Source organism: Geobacillus sp. PK12, from assembly GCF_004123125.1.
In the GTDB taxonomy this organism is placed as follows: Bacteria; Bacillota; Bacilli; order Bacillales; family Anoxybacillaceae; genus Geobacillus; species Geobacillus zalihae.
Genome location: NZ_SDKL01000072.1, coordinates 1 through 1,753, shown reverse-complemented (window position 1 = coordinate 1,753; position 1,753 = coordinate 1). Strand labels below are relative to the sequence as shown.

At 42.4% G+C, this 1,753-nt stretch carries 1 protein-coding gene; it reads right to left on the bottom strand.

Translation table 11 applies throughout. The annotated features are described in order from the left end of the window. Positions 1 to 212: 212 nt before the first annotated feature. Positions 213 to 1,403: an ISL3 family transposase gene (locus ETR37_RS17330; RefSeq protein WP_060788999.1), complete on the bottom strand. Its 1,191-nt coding sequence runs from the start codon at positions 1,401 to 1,403 to the stop codon at positions 213 to 215. Positions 1,404 to 1,753: the final 350 nt, after the last annotated feature.

The following is a 1,753-nucleotide window of genomic DNA, read 5'->3' as shown; positions in this document are numbered from 1 at the left end:
ATGCCCGGGTGGAGAGCAAAAATTGCTCATGGAACTTTTCTGTGATTTCTACTCAATCCTAGAGACATGTTAGCTGGATGAAATAGGTTCATCAGTCAGGATCCTTCTTCCGCATACAGACCACGAAGTTGGTAGAATGGAAACAGTCAAGTGCTTTCCTTGACGGGTTCCATTCTACCAACTATCATACCGATAGCGGAAGAAGGGAGTGCTTAGGCAGCCTGACTACCTGTAGTGTTCCCTGTACACTCCAGAAATACACGTAAACGAAACCGTTCTAGATTTCGATAGCCATATGCCCGGCGTTTGATGTTTTTGATCTTGTGATTCGTCCCCTCGATTCGGGCATTCGTATATGGGCACAAAAAGTAGGAAAGAATAGGCTCCTTCCACCTTTCAAGCGTGTTGGCTGCTTCCTGAAAAGAAGCAAAAGGGCTCTGTTTGGCTAACTTAATCCATTCTTCCAAGCGTTCCTTTGCTTCGTTATATCCATCGGTTCGGTAAAAATCCCGAAACAACTCTTTCAGATAATAAGCAATGGAAAGTGTCGGATACTCCTCCAAGATATCGTCTAATCGAAGCCGTTGGTCCTTACGAAGCTTTTCACAGCCTTTTAAGAGAAGATATCGAGCCTTTTTCAATGGAGAAAATTCCTTTCTTGCTTGATCCAAGGCTTGTGTCACTTTTTGAACCACATGGTACTTATCGATGACAATCGAAGCAGATGGAAACAGGGAGCGAACCGCCTTATGATAAGGTTCCCACATGTCAAGAATCACCGTTTGGACCATTTCTTTCGACAGGATATTTTGGCTCAACAAGTTGATGGCGGAGTCACATTGGCGATCGGCATGCATTCCCATGACCGATCCGGCTCTGGCATCCATCAATACAGTTTCATACTGATGTCCCTTTTTTACCGCGATTTCATCTAAACTAAGCACCATTCCTTCTTGAGAAGATGCTTCTATCGCTGTTTGACGCTCTTTTGCTTTTTTCGATGCGATGGAGTAATAAATGCGTTCCAATGTCGTATATGGGATGCGGTGCTTTCGACTAACCTCTTGAATGGTGGTGCCTTCGCAAAGTTCATACAAATACCCACAAAATCGATTGGTGTAATGTTGATTGGGTGAAATCGATTCCAAAGAGGCGGAAAACACTTGGGAACAATTCCAGCACCGATAGCGCTTTACCTTTACGAACAAGTACACCGGTTGATGGAAAATCGCCAAATCCCGTACTTTTCTTGTCCGTCTGTCGTGGACAGAGGAAGTGGCAAACCCACAATGAGGGCAACGTTCCTGTGTCTCTGTTTTCTCTACATGAATCGCATAACCATAGGAAAGAAGTTCGTGTTTAATCACTTTAAATTCTGGCAATCCTAGTGATATAGAAAGCACTTACGAGACCTCCCTAATGTTTATTTCACCGCTAACATTATTGCCAGGATCTCGTCAGTGCTTTCTCTTTTTTGTCACTAAATCACAAAATTTGGTGATGAACCAGAATTTTTAAATAAAAATAAATTGATATACCAATTTTTTTAAACGATTAACATTCGGTATTTTTATATTCAGTGAACTATCCTCCACCTATGCTTCGTTTTAGAAGTAGGACTTCTCGGTTAATCGTATCTAACGATACGATAGGACCGAACTATCAAGCCGGTTCCATGCTCTATATAGGATTATGCTAATAACCGCAATCCTCCCTCTAGAAATGTTGATTTATCAAGGCTTTTCGGCCCCTC